Below are 23,338 nucleotides of genomic sequence, written 5' to 3'. Positions count from 1 at the left end.
GGCGTAAGCATGGAGGTTCGACCGCAACGGTAGGATAACTTCGTGCGACTCATCGCCCCTTGCCCTCTTTCGACCATCCTGCCCGACTTGCATGGGACGCACGCAGCGAGCGAAGCATACGCTGGATCAGTTGAAGTCGACCATCGACACCCCAGAAACCGAGCTGGACCACCGCAATCCGTACGAGCTGTTGGTGGCGGTTATTCTCTCCGCACAGTGTACGGACGAGCGCGTAAATATGGTGACGCCGGACCTCTTCGATGCGTTTCCAACGGTACAGGATCTCGCAAACGCCGATCCCGACGACATCCACCCGTTCATTTCCTCGGTGACGTTCCCCAACAACAAATCCAAGTACCTGGCGAAGATGGGTCGTCAGGTTGTCGAGAACTTCGGTGGCGTCATCCCGGAATCGGTCGATGAACTGCAGACACTCACCGGGGTGGGCCGAAAGACGGCCCAGGTGGTGGCAAACGTTGCGTACGATGTCGACGCCCTGCCGGTCGATACGCATGTATTCCGGGTGTCCAACCGGATCGGGCTGGTGAAGGAAAACGCCGACACGCCTGCCAAGGTCGAGCGGCAATTAAAGCGTGTCATTCCAAAAAGCGACTGGGGCGCGGCACATCATCTGCTTATTTTGCACGGTCGTTATACGTGCACGGCTCGCAGCCCGAACTGCGGCGCGTGCCCCGTGATCGACATCTGCAAGTATTACGAGCGCCTCGAGCGACTCCCTGACCCTGTGGACGGGCTCGACCCTAGCCACGGTGCCTACTACTGCAAAACCCGGGACCACTACTTTGACGATCCGTCCGTTCACATCGACCGAAACGACATCGAACAGGTGGCCTGCCCGCGATGTGGCTCGATGAACGTGTTCAAAACGGACACGGGGGAAACGACGAAAACCGTCAAAGACTACCGTGTGAACGGGTAGCGCGCCCACGGTGGACCACCGGCGGCGACGTTGTGCTTCCGCGCCGCCGTTCTCCAATGGCTTCGCCCGCAACTCTTCTGACTCTCGACGTATCCGACATTACTCCATGGACGCTTCCCGGAAACACCTTCTCATCATCCTCGATGGCTGGGGGATTGCCGAAGACCCGTCCGTGAGCGCAATTCACGCGGCGGACACCCCATTTATGGATGACGCCGTACAGCGGTACCCTCACGGGACGCTTCGCGCATCGGGTGAAGCCGTCGGTCTGCCGGAGGGACAGATGGGAAATTCCGAGGTGGGGCACACGAATCTCGGTGCCGGGCGCGTCGTCCATCAGGAGATCCTTCGGATTTCGAAAGCGATTCGGGACGAGTCGTTCTTCGACAACCGCTCGCTCACTGATGCGGCTGCACATGTTCGGGACACCGGCGGGTCGCTGCATCTCATGGGCTGTTTTTCCGACGGCGGCGTGCATGCGACCCTCGAGCATGTCTACGGCCTGCTGGAAATGGCTCGCCGCGAGGATCTCGACGCCGATCAGGTAAATGTACACGCCTTCACGGATGGTCGGGACACCAGCCCGACCGGCGGCGTCGAATACGTGCGCGAGTTTCAGGATAGGGCGGCGGAGATCGGTGTGGGCAGGATCGCATCGATCGTCGGCCGCTACTTTGCAATGGACCGGGACAACCGGTGGGACCGTATCGAGAAGGCGTACCGGCTCCTCGTGAATGGAGAGGGAGCGTCGTTCGACGACCCGGTGGAGGCGCTGCAGGCAAGCTACGACCAGGACGTCACCGACGAGTTCGTCGAGCCGGTCCGGATCGACGTGGACGGGGAGGGACGTGTCGGCGAGGGCGATGCGATTATTTTCTTCAACTTCCGCGCCGATCGCGCCCGGCAGTTGACGCGCGCGTTCACCGACGATGCGTTTGCCGGATTCGATCGCGAACGCATCGATGACCTTTACTACGCCACGATGACGCCCTACGACGCCGACTTCGATCTGCCGGTGGCGTTCGAGAAGCTAAATCTCAAGGACACGATCGGGGAGGTGATCAGCCGCGTCGGGGGACGGCAGCTACGCGTAGCAGAGACGGAAAAGTACGCACACGTGACGTACTTCTTCAGTGGGGGACGCGAAGAACCGTTTCCCGGGGAAAATCGCCTTCTGATCCCCTCGCCACAGGTTGCGACATACGATCTACAGCCAGAAATGAGCGCCGCGGAGGTGGCCTCGCGAACCAATGCCGCGATCGGGGACGAAGCGTACAACCTGGTCGTGCTCAACTTTGCCAACCCGGATATGGTCGGACACACCGGCGACTTCGAGGCCGCTGTTCTCGCCTGCGAGGCGGTGGATGGAGCGGCCCGACGTGTGGTCGACAGAGCGCGGTCGGAGGGTTACTCCGTAAGCATCATCGCGGACCATGGCAACGCGGACAAACTGCGCAACCCGGACGGATCGCCACACACCGCGCATACGACGGCGCTTGTGCCGCACGTGGTGATCCACGATGATGTCGACGGCCCGGTTCGGGACGGCAAGCTCGGGGATGTCGCCCCGACCATTCTGGCAATGCTTGGCGTGGATGCCCCGGAGGCGATGGATGGCGATGTCCTGGTGGATGTGTAGGCAGCCCCGTATCTTCCTCGTTTCTTTCGGATCGGACCCGCAGCAGCGTGAGGCAAGGTGAGGAGGATCGGTTAGAAAAGCGGATCGCACGGCTCGAGGAGCGGCTGGATCAACTGGCCGAGGCCGTTCAACGGATGCACGAACGCGGTCCGGCGACGAACGAACGCCCCGGCGAGGGGGACGATGCAGCCGGCGGGACGGAAAAGATAGCCGATACAGCGTATCGAACCAGGAAGCAGAATCCGGCAGAACGGTCGAAGTCGTCACATCGGGACCCGGTTGATCGAGAGGTGCCGGTTCCTTCGACCGGCACCTCGACGGCGTCCAGGGGGCACGACCTGCCCGGAAAGGCCGGGGGCTGGTTGAAGTCGGTCCTCGGTACGACGACGGAAGACTGGCTCAGTCGTCTCGGCATCGCCCTGCTTCTCTTCGGCTTAGCGTTCCTCTTTCGGTACGCCGTGGAGCAGAACTGGCTCGGTCCGGCTGTTCGTGTCGCATTCGGTGCAGGGATGGGCGGCGCCCTGTTCGCAGGCGGATTGCGGTTGCATGACGCGCGTCCGCGGTTCGGGCAGGTCCTGCTTGGGGGAAGTGCGGCGACCTTTTACGTTACGATCTTCAGCGCATACCAGCTCTACGGCCTGCTGGATTACCTGACGGCGTTCGCAGCGATGCTTGCCGTCACCGGACTCACCTTCACAGTAGCCGTCCGGCAGGACGAGGCCGTCATGGCCGTTATCGGGGCCGTCGGTGCGTACGCGACGCCCTTCCTGTTGTACACGGACGCGGGGTCCATCCCCGGGCTTGTGGGCTACGCGGTCATCGTCCTCGCGCTCACAATCTCCCTGTTCGGGCTCCGCGAGTGGGTCGTGATGCTCCACACCTCTATTGCCGGGATGTGGATCGTGACGATCACAGGGTGGGTGTCGACGGTCTCCCTGTTTGGTGGGGAAGAAGCTGCCCGACTGGATCGGATCGCGGTTCAGGTCAGTGCGACAATAGCGTGGCTGGCAGCGGCGGCCCTTCCGTTTGCGTATCGCATGATTCGAAGCGGCGCATGTCCGGTTCCCCGAACATTCTGGCTACCGCGATGGGTAGGAGACGCCGACGCGACGGATAACACATCGAGCGTGAGGCAAGCGACGTCAGGAGGCCGAAGCCTGTGGAGCCGGGTCGGCATTGTGCTCTCCGCGTTTAGTTCGCCGCTCCTCCTCGTCGGAATCACGGCGGCCACGTGGAACCTGACCGACGGAGTGACCGCCGCTCTCATGGCCGGCCTCGCGATCGTGTACGTACCGGCCGCTCGCTGGTCGCATGAGGCCCACCTCCGCGTGGACCGCGCACTCTATTCGGTGCTCGCCGCTCTGCTGGTAACGGCAGCCATCGGGACGGGGCTGGACGGTCCATACCTGACCGTCGTACTTGCCGTGCAGGGGTCCGGGCTGCTTCTCCTCACGAACCGGGGTGCCGCACCGGCCCTTCGATATGTCGCACACGGGCTCCTTTTTCTGGTCGCCGCAGAGGCTGTTCATACCGATCTCGGCCGTTCTGCGAGCGACGTCTCAACGTCGGGAGGGCGCCTTGCGATGGCCGCGCTCATCTTCGGGAGCGCCTGGATCGTCGGCTCCCGCCGGGTTCGCGCCGTGTACCTCGGTACGGCCAACCTGATGTTTGCTGTTGGCGCATGGCACGGCTTCGAGGAGCCGGCGCACGACCTTGATCTCACGCGTTCGGCGTGGTTAATGCAGGCATTGATGTTCTGGGGGCTCAGGCAGTTCTTGGACCGGGGCACGCGACTGTCGGCCCGGCCGTTGCGCCACGCGGACTGGGTCGTTCACAGTCTCGTCCTCCTGACGAGCGTTTCGCTGGCATCGGACCTCTGGATGGGGCCGGCAGAGCCGATTCTGTCGGTGTCGAACGCGATCGAGGGGCTGGTTATCGGCGGGCTCGCGCTGGCTTCCGTCCGGTCGGGAGAAGGGCTGCGTTTCGACGTATTTAAGATCGCGGTGCTAATGCTCTGGCTTGCCTGGACGGGCGACACCTTCGGTCCGCTGGACGGAGGGGCCGGGATCGTATCGGCTATCTGGTGCGGGACGGCGCTCGCCGGCATCGTGGCGGGAAGCGTCTGGGACCGGAGCAACGTGCGCTACGCCGGATTCGCCACGCTGCTCCTCGTCGTCGGCAAGCTCTTTCTGATTGACCTCTCGGCTCTATCGCCCGTCTGGCGCATCATGATTTTCCTCGGGTTTGGTGTCGCGCTTCTCGCCGTTGGATACCTTCTCCCGGGTATTCTGCCGGGCACCTCCGACGCAGACGGCACGCACGAGTCTGAAGCGGCCGACGAATGAGCAGGGGAGAGTGGGCAATGTTGTCCACGAGCTGGTGAAAACGCGGGAATCCCACGGATGCGCGATCTCAAAAAAAGCGGGCCGCCCCCGGATGGACGACCCGCCGCTGGCGCTTCGTACGGCCGGAGACACTATTGAACGCTGAGATCGACAGGCAGGCGGGCCTGTACCTTGCCGGATTGGCTCAGGTAGTACTGAATCAGGGCGCGCTTCTCCTGCATTTTCCGCTCCAGATCCGTTGCAGTGCGGTTGAAGTAGAGGTGTGCGGCCTGCCCCGAGAGATCTTCGTTCAGTCTTTCGAAGAACGTCTTCTGTCGGGGAAGCGTCTGCACGGCGTACGGACCGTCGCCGAGGCCCGCTTTCTCACCTGCGATCCGAACAGCGTCGGAGAGGCCGCCGAGAACGTCTACGAGGCCGACGTCTTTCGCATCACGGCCGGACCAGACGCGGCCCTGCGCGATGGCGTCCACCTCATCGACGGACATGTTGCGTCCCTCCGCCACGCGCTGGAGGAAGGTATCGTACGTCCGGTCGATCGAACTGGCGAGAAGCGTGCGCTCCTGCTCCGAAAAGTCGGAGAACGGGGAGTAGATATCGGCGAGGTCGCTTGTTCGAACATCGTCGATGCCCACACCAAGCTTTTCCGTTAGAAGCCCCTCCACATTGAAGAGGAGGCCGAAGACGCCGATCGATCCGGTGATGGTGCTCGGGGTGGCGACAATGGAGTCGGCCGGCGCGGCGACGTAGTAGCCGCCGGATGCCGCGAGGCTTCCCATTGACACGATGACTGGCTTGACGGCTTTCGTCCGTTCGACCGCCCGCCATATGGCCTCACTGGCCGCGGCGGAACCGCCGGGTGAGTCGATGCGGAAGACGACCGCCTTGATGGATTCATTCTCCCGGGCATCCTCAAAGGCCTCGATCAACGGATCGGACGCCATCATGCCAGTCGAGCCGAAGGGTCCGCCCTCGGCGTCGCCGGGAACGATCTGACCGCTTCCGTAAATGACGGCAACCCGCCCGTCACCGGTGGTCTCGATTCCAACCTCGGAGGCGGGGACACGGGAATAGTCGGCCACGTCGATGATGGGCACGTCACCGCCATCCTCTAGTCCAAGGATCCCGCGAAGCACATCCACGACCTGATCGGTGTAGCGAATGTCGTCGATCATGCCCAGGTCCCGGGCCGGACCGGCGTCCATCGGTGCATTCGAGGTGGCGATGTCCCGAAGCTGGCTCATGTCGATCGAGCGGGACTCGGCGATTGCACTCAGGAAGACGTCGTACTGCGTCTCGACGAGTGCCTGAAGCTGCTCTTCGTTGTTATCGGAGAGATCGTTTCGCGTAAAGGTCTCCACAGCGCTCTTGTACTGGCCCGCCCGAACAACCTTCGGCTCCACGCCCAGCTTGTCGAGCGTACCCTTGAAGAACGTCTGGGGGAGGTAGAACCCGTTGAACTCGAACGCAGTTACGGGACCGGCGAAGATGCTATCCGCGGCCGAGGCGAGGAAATAGTCTTTCTCAAGCATGCCGAAGTCGCCGCTTGAGGCGATCACCGGTTTGCCGCTTTCCCGAAAGTCGGTGATGGCAGCCCGGATCTCTTCCAGGGTCGCCCAGGATGCCTGGCTTCCCTTCAGGCGAATCCAGACGCCAGAGATCCGACTGTCGTTTTCCGCCTTCGACAGTGCGGAGATGACGTCAGAGGCGTCATAGTCCGGCTGGTCGGACAGCTGGCGCGTCAGCGGGTCGTCCGAGACGCGCTCGGGGATGGGGCCCTGAACGTCAAGCGTCAGGATCGTCCCCGGCTGAACCTGGGGCGTCGAATCCGCCGACAGGCTGATGGCGAAGATGAAGAGGAAGAGGAACAGAATCAGAGCTCCGACGGCGATGAGGGTGCCAAGGACGCTCGCCGCCAGAGTAGATAAAAACCGCATGTTGAACGGACCGGTGGGTGATCAGGGGGACGGAAGTCCGAGTCGCCGCATCGTGCACGACCGGGCAGTCACTTGCTGTACACGTTTGCCACAGCGAGACCGTTACACACGATGCGCCGCAACTCGTTTCCAATGCGTTCCTGCGAACGTCTATACGGACAGCGCTCGACAATATCGTCGCATCTGCATATGCGTATATCGCTGCTCCGGCGCATCCCGACGGGATCGGGGTGGGGCGAGAAAGTGTCTATTTGAGAGGACACTTGGTTGTATCGGCTGGAAGACGGTTCGGGGCCGACATCGCGACGTCGGTTCGCTTTGAGGGCCACGTACGGGCTTCAGGCCGGATTTATTCGGCGTCCTTCAGCGAACCGCCGAATGGCATGATTCCAGAACCGGTACAGTGTGGTACCGGGCGCAACGGTTTCCAAGCCCGTGCCCGCACACCCGATTCCTCGCCCCCATGCACCGACTGGCCATGCGCACCCTGCCGAGTTTCCATCGCCTATCTTCGCGCCATTCGTCCACACCGGTTGTGACCGCTCCGTCTGCAGCGGGTCTCCTGCTGGGATTGGTAGTGTCGCTATTGATGAGCGCTCCCGCTCATGTGCACGCCGCTTCGGCAAATGCCGCCGTTACCGTCGGTCAGGTACACTCCCTGCAGTGGGATTGCCGCCGACGGGGCGCTGGCCGTGGCGTCAATGGCATCGTGCCCGTATCACGCCCCGGTTCGAATACCGCCAGGTGATCGACGCGCAGTCACACCGGCACTTCCGGCGCCGTTCGTTCGAGGTCCGAACACGCTATCGATACATCACTCGTTCAGCATCGCGGTTCCGGGCAAGAGTCGACGTTGTGGTGGAGGGAATCGATGTCTATCGGCGTGGGCGCCATATCGGCACCGTCGACCGCCTTCCGCGCTCGCTCCAGCGTGTACGAGCCCGGGTCCGGCGCGGCCGGTCACCCGAGTTAGACCGTCGTCTCATGCTGGTCGGCAAACCCGGCCAGGGGTTCGAGGTCCTGGCTCTGGATGCGCGCCGCCGGTCCTCGAGACCGCGCGTACGGGCAGTGGGGGTCGTGCGATTGCGCGAGGGTCGGGTATACTCGGTTCGTCGTAGCCGTTTCCTCCACGGGAGGCGACACCATGGTATTGTGCAAGTCCCGCTTCTTCCGGGTCATCTCGGGCAGGAGCAACGCTACGATCGGTGGTCCTCGCCCGGTGTGATCGGGTTCAGCGGCTTGTACGGGTCGCGTGGCGCTCACGACGTGTGGCGTTTCGACGGCCGTGTCGGCCCTGCCGGTGACGATCGGTCCGATGGGCGACACACGTGGTCTGGGTCGCGTGACGAGCAGCGGCGGGCGCGTCGGTCGACGTGGCGACGGGAGGATGTGCGGCCCCGACGCGATCGGTCGACAACCGTAGAACGCGAACATTCGGGCGAGCGGCGCAGCGATCGGACTGGCAACACATCCAGGTCCGGCCGCCTTCGAGGCACGGATGAGGAGCCGCGTGTGGCGCGGCGGGCCGGTGTTCGGCGACTGGAGAATGGACGTGCGTCGGAGGCGCCGACCCGCGAACGGGACGGCAATGATTCGGTGGACGAGTGAAGACGGAGCAGAACGCACATACGCAACCCGAGGGGAGAAGGGGCACCCGCCCTACACGCAGGTGATGTTTTGAAAGGCGTGTGGGAAGCCTTCCCGGCCCGGATGCGGCCGAAACTACGGGAAAAAGTTTAAGTACATACCACGACGAGGGTCGAGTGTGAGACGGCAACGTCCGCGGTCGGCCCTCGATCGTAGTTCGCAGAGCCAGTCACAACCTGTGAGCGATCGTGAGCAAATCGAACGCCTCTCGCGATACAGCATCAACATCTTTCGACGACCGTCCCGAGTTGACTGAACGGGAGCGCGACATCCTCGGTCTAGTCGTGCAGCAATTCGTTGATACGGCCGGCCCGGTTGGCTCTCGCTCCCTTTCGAAGCACTTCGACATCGGTCTCAGCCCCGCGTCCATCCGCAACACAATGGCGGACCTCGAGGACATGGGCTACCTTGGGCATCCGTACACGTCCGCCGGCCGCGTGCCGACCAAGCTCGGGTACCGGACCTTCGTGGACAATCTGATGGACACGCCCGCACTAACGCCATCGGAGCGCCGCGCACTGACGCTACAGCTTGCATCGCTCGTTACCGACACCGATGAGCTTCTCCGGGAGAGCACCCGGCTCCTGAGCCAGTTGACCAACCTGCTCGGCGTCGCGCTGAAGCCGAACCTGTCCAGCGGCACACTCGAGCAGCTTGATATCGTGCCGCTCACAGGCCAGCGGCTGATGTTCGTCCTGAGCGTGAGTGGGGGGCTGGTCAAAACGATCGTTCTGGGCTTTGAGTCGGACCTGCGCCGTTCGGAGCTCAGCCGCGTGGTGTCCATTCTCAACGAACGGCTCGCGGGACTGACGCTCAAAGAGATCCGCGAAACGCACGAAGAGCGGGTACGGGACATCAACGATCCGACCGGCGTCGTGCAGTTTATCATGGACCGGTCAGCCCCGATCTTCAGCGAGCCCAAGGAGGCCCGGTTGCGTCTCGGAGGGACGCAGAATATCCTCACGCAGCCGGAGTTTCAGGAACCCGACGACGTTCGTCGTTTCATTGAAGTCATCGAGGACGAGGACCGCGTCGTCGAATGGCTCGAAACGGTCTTTGACGTTGATCCCGAAGCGATCGGACAGGCCGCCATTCAGATCGGCAGCGAGGGACTGGAGGATATGAATTCCTACTCCATTGTCACCTCCCCGTACAGCTTCGGCGGCACGGTCGGCGTGCTCGGTGTGATCGGACCGACGCGCATGGATTACGGGCGGGCGGTAGCGCTGGTTGAAAGCATGGCGTCCGTCGTGAACCGACCCTCTGGGGAGGAAGACCGGGACGGCGAGTCCATGTCCGCAGACGCGGCGGATGCGTCCGGCGATCCATCCGACGCGTAATGTATCCGATGAGAGGAGGATTCGATGAACCGGGCCCTTCTATCGCCGGAATGATCGTTGCAGCGTACTCGGGCGAACCTTTGGGCGGGTGATCCGTCCGAGAACGAGTGCCGCCGCAACAGTATTCGCCCGTCTACATTCTCCCGTTTACACGGGGTGAGCGCGTGGCCATCCATCACGCTCGTATTTTTTCCGAACCAGTTCGTCGTAGGTACCTGTGAGTACATCCGAATCGACCGAAACACGACAACAGCAAGCGGATGCCTCGGCCGAATCGAGCCAGGAATCGCCTGAGGCGTCGGCCTCCGGCTCGACCGCCGACGCCGGAACGCAGGCGCATGCGTCCGCTCCCCCGGATGAGAAGGAGGCTGACGTCGACGACGATCTGAGCGCCGAAGCCGCCGGGCGGATTGACGACCTTCGAGACGAGCTCGCGTCCGTCCAGAAAGAGCGGGACGAGATCAACGAAAAGTATCTGCGCAAGGCGGCCGAACTTGAGAACTTCCGCCGGCGCATGGAGCGAGAAAACACGCGTCGGTACTCGGCCGGACAGGTGGATGTCGTGAAGGCGATGCTGGGCGTGCTCGACGACATGGGTCGTTCGATGGATGCTGCCGAAGAGTTGCGTGAAAAGCAGGATGCGGAAACGGCGTACGAGTCGCTCCGCGGCGGCGTCGATATGGTCTACCGCAAATTCATCGACGAGCTGGAGAACCTTGGTGTTGAGCGCATCGATGCGGAGGGCGAGCCGTTCGATGAGTCGCTGCACGAAGCCATGATGCAGCAACCGGCTCCGGAAGATGTCGAGCCCGGCACCGTGCTGAATGAAGTCCAGGCCGGATACCGGATGGGCGAGCGCGTCATCCGCCATAGCCGGGTGATCGTCGCGGCGTAGGCCCGCTCCGGGATGGTTTGACACTGAGCGGCCCGTACGATGGTGCCCGCGCCTTGTGGCAGGATCTTTGGCGAGCCGTAGGCCGCGAGGGTCCCGCTTCCGAATCACCCCTCTGAATCACTCCTTTCGCTGATGCCGTCGGCCTTGTCGCGAGGCGGCGGCCTGTTTTCCGAATTTCACACGTCCTCATGCCGGAAGATTACTACGACATTCTCGGAGTCAATCAGGATGCCTCCGAGAAGGAGATCAAAAAGGCGTATCGCAAGAAAGCCATGCAGTATCATCCGGATCGGAACCCGGATGATCCCGAGGCCGAGCAAAAGTTCAAGCAGGCGGCCGAGGCGTATGACGTGTTGTCCGACCAGCAGAAGCGGCAGCGCTACGACCGGTATGGCCATGCGGGGCTCGGTCAGAATGGGGGAGCGGGCGGCTTCCAGGATATCAGCGACATCTTCAGCGCCTTCAATGACATTTTTGGGGGACGCGGCGGCTTCGGTCAGCGTTCGCGACGCACGCGTGGTCGGCCGGGCAGCGACCTGCGGATTACGCTCCCGTTGACCCTTGAAGAAATCGCCGAGGGTGTCGAAAAGAACATCAAGGTTCGAAAGTTCGTCGGGTGTGAAACGTGTGACGGCACCGGTGCGGAAGGCGGCATGGACGGCGAGAATTACATCATGTGTCCGAAGTGCGACGGCACCGGCGAAATTCGTCAGGTCTCGCAGTCCGTGTTCGGCCAGTTCGTCAACGTCCAGTCGTGCCCCGAGTGTAACGGGGAAGGGCGCATCATTGAGAACCCGTGTGAGGACTGCGGAGGAGAAGGCCGGACCGAAGGGGAGGAAACGATTTCGATCAACGTGCCGCCCGGGGTCATGGAGGGCAATTTCCTGACGCTCTCCGACGCAGGGAATGCGGGGCTGCGCGGCGGTCTCACCGGGGACCTGCGGATTGAGATCAAAGAGAAGGAGCACCAGGATTTCGTGCGCGACGGTCTCGATATTTATACGGACGTATACCTGACATTTTCGGAAGCGGCGCTCGGAACGGAGGTGGAGGTGCCGACGCTGAAGGGCAAGGCGCGCCTCCAGGTCGACCCCGGTACGCAGGCCGGTCGGATTCTCCGGATGCGCGAACGGGGCATCCCCGACCTGAACAGCAGCAAGCGCGGTGATCAGATGATTCGTGTCCACGTCTGGACTCCGCAGCAGCTCAATGACGACGAGCTTGAGATGCTGGAAGAGCTTGCGGATCACGAAAACTTTCTCCCGGACCCGGAGCCTGGACCCCCCAAGAAGTCTTTCTTCAGCCGTGTACGTGACGTATTTTCGTGATGACGTAGAGGACGGGACGTGCTACGAGCGTAACGAAGCCGACGCCGTCGGATCTGTGGTCCGTCCTTTCGCGTCGGCTTCACGTCGTTCCTTCCGACTGTGTTCGCCGGACGCATGACTGTGCCCGGTGGTCGTCCTTTTCCGTTTCCCCCATTCTGTATGTCTGATCCGGTCGATGCAACCGAGTTTCGCCTGACGATGCGACGTGTGCCGTCTCCCGTCGTTGTCATTACAATGGGCAACGAATCGGAGATGCGAGGCATCACGATAGGCTCCTTTACGAGCGTGTCGCTGGATCCCCCGCTCATCTCATTCAATGTGACGCGCTCCGCGCAGTCCCATCGATTGCTTCAGGAGACGGATCGATTCGCGGTCCACGTGCTCGGGGAGAGCCAGGTGCACCTGGCAAACCACTTCGCTAAGCCGCATCTCACGGGTGAAGAGCAGTTCGAGAACGTGCCGCACCAGATTAACGCGTATGGGACGCCGATCATCGATGACGTGACGAGCGTCCTGTACTGCGTTTGCCATGACGTTCTCCCCGCGGAGGATCACAGCCTGTTTCTCGGGCGCGTGGTTGAGCTTGACGACCGTGTGGACGACGGCGCGGTTCTGTACTACCAGTCGAGTTACCGGTCGGTCGGAAGCGAGCTCCGGTCCAGCCTGTTGCCGCCCGTAAATTCGTCCGCGAGCGGCTCGTCGTGAGCGCCGACGCCAAAGAAGGCGAAGTCATAGCGGGCCGGGTCGTCGGGCGATAGCAGTTTGCAGGCGGCTGTCAGTCGACGGACAGCCGTCCAATCGTTGGACTTGCGTTCGACGAATCCGAGCGCCCGCGCCTGTCGACCGGCATGCACGTCCAGCGGAAGCAGGAGCTGGTCGGGGCGGATGCGGCTCCATATTCCGAAGTCCACTGGCCCGGGCCGCACCATCCAGCGTAGGTACATGTTCAGTCGCTTGCAGGCGCTCCCGGCCTCCGGACGCGCCAGATGTTTCTGTAGACGACCCGGCGTCCGCGCGTCCATCTCCATGATTGTGGTGCTGAACCCCTGAATGGCGGGCCCGGCGTGCGAGGAGCCGGCCGGGAGATGGTCGGCAAAGATGCCTTCCACCGTTTCGTGGCGCTCCAGGGCTGCGCTCAGATTTTTGGTAAACCACAGGGCGTCTACTGGCTGAAACGTGCGATGGACGAACCCATCGAGCGCACGTGCGTCGCTCCGTTCGTCGAAGTCACGAACGAAGGCAAACGGGCGGTAGTCCATTCGTTCGCACAGGTCCTCCATCTTGTTCAGCACCGTCTGCCGACGTCCCCAGGCGAGGAGGGCGGCATACAGGCCGATGACCTCTTGATCCCTCGGGTCGTCGAACGCGTGCGGGACGGAGATCGGGTCGTCGGGAATGAAGCCCGGTTTCTCGAACCGTTGAACGAGGGTATCGAGATACGATTTCAGTTCAGCGAGCCGGGCGGGCACTTCAGGCATACCGTGGGGAAAGAAAGCGGGGACGGCAGATGATCGGTGGGCGCCGGGCGGTTTATGTCGTCCCATTTCCCGTGCGAATGCGGCGGAACAGTTCCGCCGCTCGCTGCAGATCGACATTCCCACCGCTGAGGATGACGCCGATGCGGCGTCCGTCTCCGGCAACGGTGCCGTTCAAGAGCGCAGATGCCGCAAGCGCACCGGTCGGTTCGATGACCAGCTTCATGCGCTGCCAGACGAAGTGCATCGCGCGAATGATGTCTGCATCCGAGACCGTCACGATGTCGTCGGCGTGCGCTCGGACCAGCGGGAAGGTGACGTCCCCGAGGTGAGGCGTCCGTGCTCCATCGGCGACGGTATCCGGGTTGTGGACGGAATGGAGCGTACCCGAGTGAAAGGAGCGTGCGGCATCGTCCGCTGCAGCCGGTTCCACGCCGATCACCTGACAGTCCGGTGCGTGATGCTTTGCGGCAATCGCGCATCCGGAGAGCAGGCCGCCACCTCCGACGCAGACGAGCAGCACGTCCAGCAGGCCGACCTGCTCGAACAGTTCGTCCGCGACGGTACCCTGCCCGGCCACGACGTCTTCGTGGTCATAGGGCGGGATAAGGGTCAAGCCTCGATCGTCCGCGAGGCGCTGTCCCAGGTCTTCCCGCACCGTCTCGTCAGGGTCGTAGGTGACGATCTCCGCGCCATATCCCCGCGTCGCATCCAGCTTAACGCGCGGTGCATTGTCCGGCATCACGATGGTCGTTTCGATGCCGAGAAGTTGGCCGGAAAGAGCGACCGCCTGGGCGTGATTTCCCGACGAGTACGTGATTACGCCACGGCCTTTCTGATCGGGATGCAGGCGCGACATCGCGTTGTACGCCCCGCGAAATTTGAAGGCACCGATCCGCTGCAAATTTTCGCACTTGAACAACACCTGCGCGTCCGTTTGCCGGTCGACCGTTCGAGACGTGGCAATGGGCGTTCGATGAGCAACGCCGCTGAGTCGTTCCGCACCGCTACGTACGTCCGCATACGTCACTGGTAGAGAGGAAGTCGGGTCTGAGACCATAAGGTTGTCATCCATAATTGACGTTCTATATCGGGTACGGACCGGGGGGAGGAGAGTGCCTGTCGAGTGAGGCTTCGTCGGGTGTTCAAATGCCGGGGGTGCCGCGCGTTTGTGCCAGGCGCTGAACCCCGGGCCACGCCCCTGTCCCTACATGGATGCCACAAGCCCATGGTCCGGCTCGTCGTCATCGTCGTTTTTCTCGCCTGTATACACGCCGTTCCCCGTGTCGCGATAGCGACACCGGCTGGCTCGGCGTTCGATTCATCCATGGTCAACGTTCCATCGTGGGCGGCACCGTTGCCTCCGCCGGACCGTCCTGGCGGGGCCAGCCTGCATCTGCACGGTCGCGTCATGCCCCATCAGCCGGATCCACCACCGCCCCCGGTTCGCATCCCGATCGACGCCGGTCTGCCCTGGTTGTTCGCGGTCGGGATGATGTACGGAGTGTACCGTCTCCGCCACGTCCGAACACCCGGGAGCGGCGGTCGAAAAGAGGCATCGCGTCGTTAGATCCGGCGAAATCGGGTGATGGGGAGTGTGGGCATGCACCTCCATCGGGTGATTGTCGTATGGGTGACTGTTCACTCTACCGCCGGAAACCGACCCTGACATGCTTCCCGTCTGGCTCACCGACACCGTTACCAGCGACCTCGGTCGCGCCTTGCACTATACCGAGCTGTGGGGCCTGGAGGGCGTGGAGCTTCGGACCGTCGGCGGGGCGGAAGACCGGGTACCCCGAGTGAACGAGTCCAAGATTAGCCAGGCGCTGGATCGGTCCGGTAAGTTTCTCTCCGCCATCGTCCCCAACATGTTTGAGGGGCCCGTCAGTGATACGGCGGCGTGGATGAATGATCTGGTTACCTTCGACGAGACGCTGAACTTTTGCGACCGGGTCCGTTGCCCCCGGGTCGTGATTCCTCCTTTCGCAGCGGAAGACGGCGCGTCAGTCGACCGAATGGCCGATGCACTGCGCCGGGCAGGGGACAGGGCGAAAGAGCACGATGTCCTCGTCTGCGTGCATCACGGGCCGGAGACCGGATGCCCGACGGGCGTCGATCTCGCGAGTCTGCTGGCGCTCGTAGACCATTCCAACGTACAGGCGACATGGGACCCGGTGGCGTCCCTCCGAGCCGGAGAACATCCTGCGAATGGTGTCGACGCTTTGGGCCACCGGATCGCACACGTTCGCTGCGCGGACGGTCGCATCGTCGACGGCTTCTGGGAAGACACCACCTTTGGGGAAGGGGACATCGATTGGCAGGACCAACTTCGCCGCCTCTACGCGCTCGACTACGTCGGCCCGCTCAGCCTTGAGGTATACGTGGAGCCGCGACCGAAGCACGGACTCCGAAGCGCGACGACGCTCATTCACATGATTCGGGATGTCCAACGAGAAGCCGTGTAGGCCAAAGCGGAAGGCGGAGAGGAAATGTCGAACGGGGAATGTCGAACGGGGAATGTCGAGTGAGGAGTGTCGAATGAGGGATGTCGAGTGGGCAAGCGGGAAAACGGTGGGCTCGACGATGACCATGCGTACTTCCATCGCAGCCGCACCGGAAAAGAAACCCCGGACCAGTGTTCTCGTTGCTCTGCTCTGAGCCGTGACGTAGGAGCGCTGGTATCATCTCCGCAGGATCCCGACATTCCCCGCCCCCGTCTGACCGCTGCCATGTCTGTCTCTCGAGACGACGTTCGATCCATCGCCGCTCTCGCCCGACTTTCGTTTACCGACGAAGAAGAGCAGGAGCTCACGGAAGATCTGAACCAGATCCTTGGATACGTGGAGGATCTGGAGTCCGTGGACACCTCCGGCGTGGAACGAATGACCCACGTCCTTGACCTGTCGAATCGAACGCGGGAAGACGTGTCCAAGGCGCGTATCTCCCGCGACGACGCGCTAAGCAATGCCCCCGATACCGATGGGGAGCACTTTCGCGTTCCGAAGGTGATCGATTAACCTGTATCGGACGGTCCTCGAGGGTCGACGCCTCTATCTCCCGTATGCGCGTACGCATCTCCATCGTAGGTGAATCCGAGCCGGCCTTCATCAACATGATGAAGCTGCTGGTTTACAGCCTTCGGTCTCGGGCCGGCGGGCTTGCGGATGCCCCGGTGACCGTCTCGGTCAACGGGCGCGACATCCCCGCGGCCGACCGGCGTCAGCTTGAATCCATGGGCGACGTTAACGTCCGCGCTATGCCGCGTCAGTACGGCTGGCTTTTCGCGAACAAATTCAATGCGTTGTTTCCCGAGGACACGGCCTACGACGTGCTTCTCTACCTGGATGCTGACACATGCGCGTTCGACGACCTTCAGCCCATGGTTGCCGGGTTAGACCCATCCGTTCCCCAGTTTCGGGGTCGCATGATGGGAGAAATCGGCTCCCGACAGGCGGGACCTCTGGATGCACTGATTCGGGAATTTGCCGTCCCTCCAGGCGCGGATTCAGAGGATGTGAAAGACGACCGGTTCCCTCGCGACCTGCCGCTCTTCAACTGCGGCGTGATGGTCATGACGCGCCCGGCCGTCGAGGTCGTCCGCTACGACGCCCCGCGCATTGCTCACGAGCTGGTATCGCGCCGTGCGTCTTCAGCGGTTGAATCGCTTCCCGGCCTTTTTCGCGAGACCGCACATCGCCTCTTCGCCCGCTTCTTCGCGTCGAGACAGCAAACCACATACGCCTACTGGGTCGCCGAGCAGCTCGCCGTTGCCTTTGCGCTTCTGTCCAACCGGGTCGACTACCAGATTCTCGATCACATCTACAACTGGGAATTACCGTCGTCTCCCGACGGACGTGATCTTCCCGCTCTTTTCCACTATCTAAAAGGACGGCACGACGTCGACCGCGCTGCCCTGTTCGACGGGGCATGGCAGGAGGAATATGCAGCCTCCGACTCCGCGCCCCGCCGTGAACTCGTGGATATGGCGCGCGCTTGCGCTGCCCAGATGGGTACGTCGGCCGTCTCTGCCGCCCCCGAATCTTGAGATCCGCCCCCTGCGGGCGGTCTGCCCTCCTTCCGAAGTCACTCGCTGATCCGTATGTCATCGTCTTCCGCCCGCTCTGCGTCGCGTCGTGGTCGTCCCCCCCACGTACAGAACGGGTTTCTGGACCGTCTCTCGCCGCTGGCCCGCCACGGGGTCTGCATGCTGTTTTTCGTGGTGCTGTCGGTGAGCTTTTTTGCCCCGGTGCATTTCGATGGAAAGGGTCTGCATGGGACCGATATCGTGAAGTGGCGCGGTATGGCCGAGGCCATGATCAAGTATGAGGAGGAGACCGGCGAAGACGCCCTGTGGGCTCCGAACGCGTTCGGCGGGATGCCGGGCTACCTGATCAACTACGGCTCGGAGATCCCCCAGGCCGACACGGTGATCAATTCGCTGCGGCCCTACGCCTGGCCCAGCACCCACCTGTTCCTGATGCTCGCGGGCGCCTACCTTCTCGCTTTTTACCTGACGGGCAACTACTTCTCGGGGCTGTTGGCCGGGGTCGCCTACGGCTTTACCAGCTACATGCCCATCATTCTGGCGGCCGGGCACCAGACCAAGTTCGTGGCGCTGGCATTCGCCCCGTTTATCCTTCTTGCGTTTGCCTACACGCTTCGGAACCCCGGCCCGCTGGGTGGGCTCTGTTTTGCCATCGTCCTGGCCGTCGAGTTACGGGCGCAGCATCCGCAGATCACCTACTACGTGCTCATGCTGGCCTTCGTGTGGTGGCTCGTTGAAGTGATCGGTGCCGTGCGCGACGGGACGTGGAAACCGATTGCCCGATCCACCGGCTGGCTGGCGCTCGGCACCATACTGGCGTTGCTGATGGTGCTCCAACCGTACTGGCCCACGTGGGAATACAAGCAGTTTAGCGTTCGCGGCGCAGCCTCCGGAACGGGGGAAGGCGGCAATATGGGATGGGAAAACGCCATGCGCTGGAGCCAGGGCATCGGCGAGATCATCACGCTGGCCATTGCCGATGCGTTCGGCGGGTCGGGTGGGACGTACTGGGGCCCGAAGCCGTTCACGGCCGGACCGCATTACGTCGGGGCCGTCGCACTGTCTCTCGCGGGACTGGCCGTCTACCGGGTTCGGACACGCGTGGTGAACGGACTGGCCGCCGGGGCGCTGGCGACGATCCTGTTCTCCTTCGGGCGGCATCTCGCGATCGTGAATCGCCCGATGTTCGAGTTCTTCCCGTACTTCGATGCGTTCCGCGCGCCGGAAACGTGGCTTAGCATCGCCGTCCTCGCCATTGCGGTGCTGGCGGGCATTGGGTTGAACGATGTGCTACGTCGCTCCGGCAAGAAGGCGGAGGAGAAGGAGAAGTCGCAGGCTACGCTGTATGCCTTCGGCGCGACGCTGGCTATCGTTGGCTTCCTCTACATCGGGGGCGACGCCCTGCTGGACTTTGAGAAGCCGCAGGAGGAAGCCCGCCTCGTGCAGATGATTCGACAGCAGTACCCGGACGTGGCGCAGCAACGCGTTCAGCAGGCGGCCCAACAGGAGATCCGAAAACGGAAAACAAGCCGGGCAGAATCGTTCTCCGATGACGCGCTCCGGTCCATGTTCGCGCTCCTGGTCGCCGGGGGCGTTCTCGTCCTCTACCGGAGGAAAACGGTCCCGGTCGCCGTCGCTGCGGGCGGCGTCGTCCTCGTCGTGCTGATCGACCTCTGGACGGTGGATGCGCGCTACTTGAATGAGCAGAGCTTTTCGCCCACCCCCGACGCGGAGCAGCAGATCCAAACGTACGCGTTTGATCGGTGGCTGGAGGAGCGCGAGCAGGAGCTCGGCGGACCCGGACGCTTCCGCGTGCTCCCGATTCAGCGACCGGGTGGCTCCGGCCTCAGCGCGGATGGGTTCACCCCGTACCGCCATCAGTCGCTGAGTGGCTATCACGGCGCCAAGCTGCAACGGTACCAGGACTATCTCGACCACATCCTGCGTACCCCCCAGGGCGGCATCAGCGATAACGCCGTCGACATGATGAACGCGCGCTACATCCTGGCCGGGCGCCAGCTTCCGGGGACAGAGGTCGCCTACCGGGATGAGCAGAGCGGGGTGCTGGTCTTAGAGAACCCCGATGCTGTGCCGCGCGGATACTTCGTTGGGCAAACACGCGTCGTTGAGTCGCCGCAGGAAACCTGGTCGTTCCTGCAAAGCCGATCGTTTGACCCGTCAAGCCTCGCCGTCTTGCCCGAGCCGCTCGACGCCGAGGTAACGCCGATCGACTCGACTTCCACGACATCTGTCGAGCTGACCGCGTACTCGCCGAGGGAAATCACGTGGACGGTCGAGACCGACGCACCACGGCTGTTCGTCGCAAGTGAGGTGTATTATCCGGCCGGGTGGTCGGCCTCGCTGAACGGCAGTACGGTTCCGATTCATCGCGTCAATTACCTTCTTCGCGCCGTGCATGTGCCTGCTGGAGAGCATACGCTGACGATGCGCTTCGACCCCGCCTCCGACCGGTACGGCACGCTGATCTCCGGAGTCACGACCGCGGTGGTGTACGGCGGGGTGGCCGTGCTTCTCGGAATGCCGTACATCCGTCGTCGGGAGGACGAACCGGAACCGGCCCGCGACGGGGAGGATGAGCCGGCGGAAGGTTCCGGCAACGGCGGGTAAACCGGTCGTCCCCTCGCTGTTCGATGTGTGCTCTCAAAGCCCCCGACGCCGTGCCTGCCCGACGCGTTCTCATCGTTGCATACTACGTTCCCCCGGCCGGAGGACCGGCGGTCCAGCGCATTCTGCAGTTCATCGAGTACCTGGCTGATGCCGGATGGCAGCCGGAGGTGCTCACCGTCGAGGAAGGCGCGTATCCCAACCGCGACCCCTCACTCCTTCACGCCATCCCCGACTCGGTTCGGGTGCATCGCACGGCCGCGTTCGACCCTCTTGCCCTGTATCAGCGGATGAAGGGCGGCGGGCTGCCCGCCGGCTCCCTGGGCGACGACCCGTCCCTTCTTGAGCGGGCGGCCCGATGGGTACGGGCGAACGTCTTCATCCCGGATGCCCGGGTCGGGTGGTGGCCATTCGCGCACGTTCGCGGGAAAGAACTCGTCGACCGGGGCCGGTTCGACGCAATCCTATCGACCGGGGCCCCGCACTCGGTTCACTTGGCCGGGCGAAGCCTGGCCCGAGCGACCGGCCTTCCGTGGGTGGCAGACCTGCACGATCCATGGACGGACATTAGCTACTACGACGACTTCCCGCACACGGGCTGGGCACGCCGCCTGGACGCCCGGCTCGAACGGAGCGTGCTCGCCGATGCAACCGTCGTCACGACCGTGAGCCCTTCCTGGGCCGACCTCTTCTGCTCCAAGGAAGACGGCATCTATGAGGTGGTCGAAAACGGCTTCGATGCCCGCGACTTTGCCCTCGTGCATCCGGAAGGCCCGACCCGTTCTTCCGGGTCGTCGCTTGCAGCGTCGACAGACTCGTCGCCGTCCGCTCCCGCGCCGTTCACCCTCTCACACGTAGGGAAACTCTACGCCAGCAGGAATCCGACCGCGGTCTGGGATGCTCTGGCCGATCTTCGGGATGACGGGAAAATTCCGGACCTGACGGTGCGGCTGATTGGATCGGTGGATCCGGCGGTCCTGGAGGCGATCGAGAATCGCGACCTCACCGATCGCATCGAGCGCGTGCCATTCATTCCGCACGCGGAAGCGATTCAGGCGATGGCCTCCTCGTCGCTGCTGCTCCTGGTCATCGAGCCCTTCGCCCAGGCCCGGGGCATGATCACAAGCAAGCTGTACGAGTATCTCGCGAGCGGTCGCCCCGTGCTCGGGGTGGGGCCGCCGGACGGCGATGCATCGGCGCTTCTGTCTCGTCACGACGCGGGGCAGGTGGTGGACTGGAACGACCCGCGGTCGGCACGCGACCTGATCCTCGATCACTATACCGCGTGGACGACGGGCGCCCCCCGGAGCGGGGCGGCGTGGGACGGTATTCAGGAGCACAATCGACAGCAGCAGGCGTATCAGATGGCGCGGTGCCTGGACACGGCGTGCGACGTCCATCAACCTGCCGAGGCATCGGCCACGTGACGCGCACTCGCCGGCCCTTTCATTGACACTCAGTGACTCAACGTGCCTTCCCTCCGTGTCCTCGCGTGGCCCGCGTTCGACAACAAAACCGGAAATCCCTACAACCGCCTGCTCTATTCCGCGATGGAGCAGAAGGAAGGTGTGGTCGTGGACGAGTTCACCCCGCGTCGGGCGATCCAGGGGCGGTACGACATCATTCATGTCCACTGGCCCGACGACTTTCTCAGCTTCGAGCCCTGGTGGCGGGCAAGTGCATACGTGGCCGGGCAGCTGGCCGCTTTGTTCGCAGCACGCCGACGCGGATCGCGGGTGGTCTGGACGGGCCACGACCTCGGGCCGCACGAGTCGCATCACCCGCGCCTCGAACGCGCCTTCTGGTCCACGTTTCCGAAGCTGGTGGACGGTTTCATCTCCCTGAGTCGCGACGGACTCGCCACCGCCCGCCGCACGATCGACCGACTCCGCGACATCCCGGGAGCGGTCGTGCCGCATGGGCATTATCGCGAGGCCTACCCGCCGCCGCACGAGCGCGACGACGCGCGGGCCAACCTCGGCCTCCACCGCGATGCGCCGGTGTTGCTGTTCGCGGGGCGGATTCGGCCGTACAAGAACGTGCCGCATCTCGTCCGCACCTTCCGCCAGTGGGGGGAGAGCGACGCGCGCCTGCTCGTCGTCGGAGAGCCCAGCACACGGACGCTTCGCGAGTCCATCAAGATGGCCGCTCAGCGCGATTCCCGGATTCGTCTCGACCTCCGGTTCATCCCGGACGACCTGATGCCACGGTACCTGGCCGCATCCGACCTCGTCGTGCTTCCGTACGATCACATCCTCCATTCCGGCAGTGCGCTTCTTGCACTCAGCTTCGATCGGCCGGTGCTTGTGCCGGACCGCGGTGCCATGAGCGAGCTCCGCCGCCACGTCGGTGCAGACTGGGTGCGAACGTACGAGGAGACGCTGACGCCGAAACGGCTGCGGGAGGCCATCGACTGGGCCGAAGACACCGATCGCCCCGAGCACGCCCCGCTGGATCAGCTCGAGTGGCCCGTGCTGGCTCAGCAGACGCTCGACCTCTACCGCGAGGTCCTGTCCGGCGAATGACCCGGCCGGCCGGGGAATCCCGTTTCGATCTACCCGCGTCCCGCTATCTACTTCGCCCATGCCGTCTCATCCCGTTTTCATTGTCGGAATGCCCCGGTCGGGTACCACGCTGTTGAGCACGATGCTCGACGCGCACCCGGCGATCTGCATCGCTCCCGAAACGCACTTCTTTACGAAGTGCACGGTGGCGATGGAGGACGCCTCTCCCGACGCGCGGGAGCAGGCGGTTCGCTTCCTGCAGCAGGAGGCCGGCGTCCGCGACATGGCAATCACGGAGGAGGAATGGCGCACAATCCGGGCGACGGCGGGCGACGCACCGGTGGACGTTCTCCGCGCACTGTTGAAAGCGTATGCCGCGCGTTCGGGGGCGGACGTATGGGGAGAAAAGACGCCGGACCACCTGATCCATGTGCCCAACCTGATGGGCGCATTTCCAGATGCCGCGGTTCTCGCCATCACTCGCGATCCCCGCGACGTCTACCTTTCGCAGCAGCCGATGCCGTGGAACCGGGACACGATTGTCGAGACCGCCTGGACGTGGCGAACGTATGCCCGCCGTGTTGAGCGCTACCGGTCGGCGTACGGCGACCGGTTCCATGA

Annotated in this window: 18 protein-coding genes; 14 read left to right on the top strand and 4 right to left on the bottom strand. The window is 63.3% G+C overall.

Translation table 11 applies throughout. The features are described 5' to 3' along the window. Positions 1-91 precede the first annotated feature (91 nt). The 3 genes from nth (at position 92) to ACFCU0_RS09840 (ending at position 4,924) form a co-directional block, all read left to right on the top strand. A complete protein-coding gene (gene nth / locus ACFCU0_RS09850; RefSeq protein ID WP_434973502.1) occupies positions 92-940 on the top strand; it encodes an endonuclease III in 849 nt (282 codons plus the stop codon). 106 nt (positions 941-1,046) lie between these two features. Then, positions 1,047-2,579 (top strand): 2,3-bisphosphoglycerate-independent phosphoglycerate mutase, encoded by a 1,533-nt coding sequence (gene gpmI / locus ACFCU0_RS09845; protein WP_434973501.1) that lies wholly within the window; start codon positions 1,047-1,049, stop codon positions 2,577-2,579. Between the two features lie 47 nt (positions 2,580-2,626). After that, complete coding sequence (locus ACFCU0_RS09840; RefSeq protein WP_434973500.1) at positions 2,627-4,924, top strand: DUF2339 domain-containing protein; 2,298 nt, start codon at positions 2,627-2,629, stop codon at positions 4,922-4,924. A gap of 131 nt (positions 4,925-5,055) precedes the next feature. Here the strand turns inward: ACFCU0_RS09840 and sppA are convergent, their stop codons facing one another. Both sppA and ACFCU0_RS09830 read right to left on the bottom strand, forming a co-directional pair. Continuing rightward, positions 5,056-6,858: a signal peptide peptidase SppA gene (gene sppA, locus ACFCU0_RS09835; protein WP_434973499.1), complete on the bottom strand. Its 1,803-nt coding sequence runs from the start codon at positions 6,856-6,858 to the stop codon at positions 5,056-5,058. 969 nt (positions 6,859-7,827) lie between these two features. Continuing rightward, the gene (locus tag ACFCU0_RS09830; RefSeq protein WP_434973498.1) at positions 7,828-8,184 is read right to left on the bottom strand and encodes a hypothetical protein; all 357 of its coding nucleotides are present in this window, start codon (positions 8,182-8,184) and stop codon (positions 7,828-7,830) included. 509 nt (positions 8,185-8,693) lie between these two features. On the opposite strand from ACFCU0_RS09830, the gene hrcA reads away from it, so the two are divergent. From hrcA to ACFCU0_RS09810, 4 genes are all read left to right on the top strand, one after another. Beyond that, complete coding sequence (hrcA, locus tag ACFCU0_RS09825; RefSeq protein ID WP_434973497.1) at positions 8,694-9,845, top strand: heat-inducible transcriptional repressor HrcA; 1,152 nt, start codon at positions 8,694-8,696, stop codon at positions 9,843-9,845. 217 nt (positions 9,846-10,062) lie between these two features. Next, positions 10,063-10,740, top strand: coding sequence for a nucleotide exchange factor GrpE (locus ACFCU0_RS09820; protein ID WP_434973496.1), 678 nt, complete (start codon positions 10,063-10,065; stop codon positions 10,738-10,740). Between the two features lie 188 nt (positions 10,741-10,928). Further along, positions 10,929-12,068, top strand: coding sequence for a molecular chaperone DnaJ (dnaJ, locus tag ACFCU0_RS09815; protein WP_434973495.1), 1,140 nt, complete (start codon positions 10,929-10,931; stop codon positions 12,066-12,068). A 159-nt stretch (positions 12,069-12,227) separates the two neighbouring features. Continuing rightward, complete coding sequence (locus ACFCU0_RS09810; RefSeq protein WP_434973494.1) at positions 12,228-12,773, top strand: flavin reductase family protein; 546 nt, start codon at positions 12,228-12,230, stop codon at positions 12,771-12,773. Here ACFCU0_RS09810 and ACFCU0_RS09805 read toward each other — a convergent pair. Further along, positions 12,698-13,546 (bottom strand): TIGR02757 family protein, encoded by an 849-nt coding sequence (locus tag ACFCU0_RS09805; RefSeq protein ID WP_434973493.1) that lies wholly within the window; start codon positions 13,544-13,546, stop codon positions 12,698-12,700. The genes ACFCU0_RS09810 and ACFCU0_RS09805 overlap by 76 nt on opposite strands. Positions 13,547-13,598: 52 nt before the next feature. Next, on the bottom strand, positions 13,599-14,618 hold the full coding sequence (locus ACFCU0_RS09800) for a threo-3-hydroxy-L-aspartate ammonia-lyase (protein ID WP_434973492.1): 1,020 nt from the start codon (positions 14,616-14,618) through the stop codon (positions 13,599-13,601). 595 nt (positions 14,619-15,213) lie between these two features. Between ACFCU0_RS09800 and ACFCU0_RS09795 the strand changes: the two genes are divergently transcribed. The 7 genes from ACFCU0_RS09795 to ACFCU0_RS09765 form a co-directional block, all read left to right on the top strand. Beyond that, complete coding sequence (locus tag ACFCU0_RS09795) at positions 15,214-16,008, top strand: sugar phosphate isomerase/epimerase family protein (protein WP_434973491.1); 795 nt, start codon at positions 15,214-15,216, stop codon at positions 16,006-16,008. Positions 16,009-16,272: 264 nt separating this feature from the next. Continuing rightward, positions 16,273-16,560 (top strand): Asp-tRNA(Asn)/Glu-tRNA(Gln) amidotransferase subunit GatC, encoded by a 288-nt coding sequence (gene gatC / locus ACFCU0_RS09790; RefSeq protein ID WP_434973490.1) that lies wholly within the window; start codon positions 16,273-16,275, stop codon positions 16,558-16,560. A 44-nt stretch (positions 16,561-16,604) separates the two neighbouring features. Next, a complete protein-coding gene (locus tag ACFCU0_RS09785) occupies positions 16,605-17,588 on the top strand; it encodes a hypothetical protein (protein WP_434973489.1) in 984 nt (327 codons plus the stop codon). Positions 17,589-17,642: 54 nt separating this feature from the next. Beyond that, the gene (locus ACFCU0_RS09780) at positions 17,643-20,216 is read left to right on the top strand and encodes a YfhO family protein (RefSeq protein ID WP_434973488.1); all 2,574 of its coding nucleotides are present in this window, start codon (positions 17,643-17,645) and stop codon (positions 20,214-20,216) included. 50 nt (positions 20,217-20,266) lie between these two features. Next, positions 20,267-21,640, top strand: a complete 1,374-nt coding sequence (locus tag ACFCU0_RS09775) for a glycosyltransferase (RefSeq protein ID WP_434973487.1) — start codon at positions 20,267-20,269, stop codon at positions 21,638-21,640. Between the two features lie 42 nt (positions 21,641-21,682). Further along, positions 21,683-22,738, top strand: a complete 1,056-nt coding sequence (locus ACFCU0_RS09770; protein ID WP_434973486.1) for a glycosyltransferase — start codon at positions 21,683-21,685, stop codon at positions 22,736-22,738. Positions 22,739-22,796: 58 nt separating this feature from the next. Further along, a partial coding sequence (locus tag ACFCU0_RS09765; RefSeq protein ID WP_434973485.1) for a sulfotransferase family protein occupies positions 22,797-23,338 on the top strand: 542 nt, incomplete at its 3' end.

The organism is Longibacter sp. (genome assembly GCF_051155795.1).
GTDB lineage: Bacteria > Bacteroidota > Rhodothermia > Rhodothermales > Salinibacteraceae > Longibacter.
The sequence above is the reverse complement of the archived record's forward strand: the minus strand, read 5'-3'. Positions and strand labels throughout refer to the sequence as shown.